The organism is Carboxylicivirga litoralis (assembly GCF_025499605.1).
GTDB lineage: Bacteria > Bacteroidota > Bacteroidia > Bacteroidales > Marinilabiliaceae > Carboxylicivirga > Carboxylicivirga litoralis.
In genome coordinates this window covers 1-2,984 of sequence record NZ_JAFMVC010000069.1, presented here as the reverse complement: position 1 = coordinate 2,984, position 2,984 = coordinate 1, and the positions used below count along the sequence as shown (strand labels likewise).

Sequence of the window (2,984 nt, the reverse complement as noted above, 5' to 3'; positions counted from 1 at the left end):
GTGAGTTATTACATACCATCGCAAAAGACCGTGTTTCAGGGATGCGAACCATCGACAGCTACCAATTAAAACCAACGGTGATAATGGTAACAGGTTCGGACATTTCGCTGGACCTGAAAAACGACATGTGGATTCTAAACACTAAAGGTCTGCCAAGCTCCATTGATGAAATGGAACTCGTAAGCAGCGATAATGTGTTTACCGCTACACCCGAAGAATACGACTTTATGGATGAATACCGATACCAGGTATTCACCGATTACATAGACATCAAAACCCAAGCGGAAAACTTTAAGCCTTACCGATTGGAGTTTGTAAAGATTATTCCCCACCGAAATTAATACAGCTATGTTGGATTACAGAGAGCAAATACAAAGCATATACGAGTTTATAAAGCGTTCAGAGGACGAACAAAAGTACCCTTACGCTTACGAAATATATCTGGTTACCGCAGCACAGGAAACGGCACTCACTTCAAGAACCTCCGGAACGGATAAGTTTAACCGTGATATTGAAAGTGCCATTGAAAAAGCAAAGCAATCTCACGGCTCACTCAGGGTTGATGTATTTGGAGGCAAAAGCCCCAATGCCAGAAGCCTGAACAGCTATACAGTAAATATCAGCAAGCTTTTGAACCCACCCAAAGAACCTATTGAGAGAGCCGAGATACAAACCATTATCCAGGAAGAAATGAAACAGAGCCAAATCCAAAACAACACCAACGGATTGGGTGAACTGGACTCCCTGTTAGGATTATTTTCAGGAGATAACCCTGCTGTAAAATCTAAGCTTGATGGTCTGTTTGGTGTATTTAATGCCCTTTCGGGCAATAACAAAGAAGTTGAGAGAATCAGCTATCAAAAGCAGTTGGATGATTTTAAGTTCGAGACACGCTACAACACTTTGGAAGAAAAGTACGAACGTTTGCGCAACGAAAACGCAGAACTACGTGCCGAAAAAGACCGCTACCAAAGCGAGAACAGGGAACTAAAAACCGATAAGACAGACCTTGAAAGCCGTCTTGCAGGGTATGCTCCCAATGAAGTGATGAAACGAGTTGCCACAGGTGCATTGGTGGGTATCGGTTCACGCTTGCTTACCAACAGTCCAAAAACCGCAGAATTATTAGGCTTATCAGCCGAAGAACTCAAAGGGGCTTTAGGAATGCTTGATGATTCCGAGGAAGAATCAACGCAGCTCCCTGAAACCAATGTTGAGATTACCGACATAGGCACAGCAAATACACCCGAAGACCGCAAGAAAGCAGAGATTATCAAAAAGCTATCTGATGCCCTTATGACATGGGAACTACAAGATGTAGCCAAGATTGCAAACATCGTTGGCTTATGCCTTGACAAAGCGGAGCTGATTAATAAAACCCTCCTGTTCCTGAACCAAGCCGTGAATGGCATATCAGAGCCGGAACCGGGAAACGCAAAGTTTGATAACGAGGATTTAGATAACGATTAATACATACGATTATGAGAAAGTTTAAAGTAGGAATCACCATTGAAGCTGACAGTACAGAGGTAGTTCAGCAAGTAGGAAACCTTTTGCAAAATGCAGTCAACAAAGTTGAGCAACAGGACATGATTAAGCTTCTGACCAAGGTTGCCAAGAACCCAAAAATTGTAAAGACCGCATTACGATACATCTAAAATCATCAGCACCGTGCAAAAGTTACCACCAGTAAATAAAGCTGCATTAGTCGCAAACAGCATCAAATACGGATTGCCCATTTTGGGTGTTGGTATCGGAATTTACGCTGTTCGAAGAATGCTAAAGCGTAATCCCGATGGCACTTCATCAAGGGTTGCTCCATCCATTAAGGATACGGTTATTGACAGGCAAAATCTGACTATTTCCGCTTCTGATGCTGCTTTGTATGCTAATACGCTGTATGGTGCAATGCTCGACTTTGGTACAGATGAAAAGGTCATCTACTCCACCATTGATAAGATACAGAGCAAAGATGATATGCTATTGGTGATTAAAGCCTTTGGCATGAAACAGTATTTGTGGGGAACCAGGGCAGCATTTTTAGGTCAGGATTTTAACCTGATTGGCTGGTTCAGACAGGAACTAAGCGAAAGTGAAATTTCCAAAATCAAACCCAAGTTCGACAGTTGGGGAATCCCTCTCTAAACTCTAACAATAAAGCTATGGACAAGAAGAAAAAGATATTATTTATTTCGGGAGGTGTGTTAACCACAGGGGCAATAGTAACTACAATTGTAATGATTCGCAGACGAAACAAACGCAAGCGTGGGCTATTGCCTCCTCGTGGTTCAAACGTTTTGACTACCAACAATAACGAACTGCCCTCAAACTTTCAGAATTGGAACGGTGGAAATACCTATCTATCCAATGCACCCAGGGGTATCCGAAACAACAATCCGGGAAACCTGATTTTTACCAACATCAAATGGAACGGCAAACTACCCAAAGAGCAAAACAAAGACAGGCGTTTTGAAATGTTCATTGCTCCGGTTTATGGTGTCCGTGCCATGATAAAAGACCTCAAGCATGACATTGAAAAGGGCAAGAATACCGTGCCGTTATTGGTCGAAGAATATGCACCCCGATTTGAAAATAATACAGACCATTACATCCAAACGGTTTGCAAGGATTTAAAGGTCAGCAAGAGTGCAAAGCTCCTGCCTACAAAAAATACACTCCGCTTATTGGTGCTTTCAATGACAAAGGTTGAGACAGGCGGTAATTACGTCTCCAACCAATTGTTTGAGCAAGCCTACGCAATGATTTAGCAATTAAAAGACTTTAGATATGGGAACTATAAAAATGTTTAGGGGAACAACCCCACCGTTATTGAAAAAAGGCGAATGGGCTTCGGATGGCCAGTACGCATATTTGGGTATGGAACACGAACAATACAAAGTGTTTCAGGGCGTGTTTGATATGAGTAAAGACCAGCAGATAACAGGTTTTGAATACGATGTTGAACGTAAAGCGATTATTATTCC

Annotated in this window: 6 protein-coding genes; all 6 read left to right on the top strand. The window is 42.2% G+C overall.

The window, feature by feature from the left end; translation table 11 throughout:
- A partial coding sequence (locus J1N10_RS20620; RefSeq protein WP_262328620.1) for a hypothetical protein occupies positions 1–341 on the top strand: 341 nt, incomplete at its 5' end.
- Between the two features lie 7 nt (positions 342–348).
- Positions 349–1,470, top strand: a complete 1,122-nt coding sequence (locus J1N10_RS20615; RefSeq protein WP_262328619.1) for a hypothetical protein — start codon at positions 349–351, stop codon at positions 1,468–1,470.
- Positions 1,471–1,481: 11 nt separating this feature from the next.
- The gene (locus tag J1N10_RS20610; RefSeq protein ID WP_170154413.1) at positions 1,482–1,658 is read left to right on the top strand and encodes a hypothetical protein; all 177 of its coding nucleotides are present in this window, start codon (positions 1,482–1,484) and stop codon (positions 1,656–1,658) included.
- 13 nt (positions 1,659–1,671) lie between these two features.
- Positions 1,672–2,145 (top strand): hypothetical protein, encoded by a 474-nt coding sequence (locus J1N10_RS20605; RefSeq protein ID WP_262328618.1) that lies wholly within the window; start codon positions 1,672–1,674, stop codon positions 2,143–2,145.
- Positions 2,146–2,162: 17 nt separating this feature from the next.
- Positions 2,163–2,768 (top strand): hypothetical protein, encoded by a 606-nt coding sequence (locus tag J1N10_RS20600; protein ID WP_147377094.1) that lies wholly within the window; start codon positions 2,163–2,165, stop codon positions 2,766–2,768.
- A 19-nt stretch (positions 2,769–2,787) separates the two neighbouring features.
- Positions 2,788–2,984, top strand: a 197-nt coding sequence (locus tag J1N10_RS20595; RefSeq protein ID WP_262328617.1) for a hypothetical protein, incomplete at its 3' end; no start/stop codon positions are given.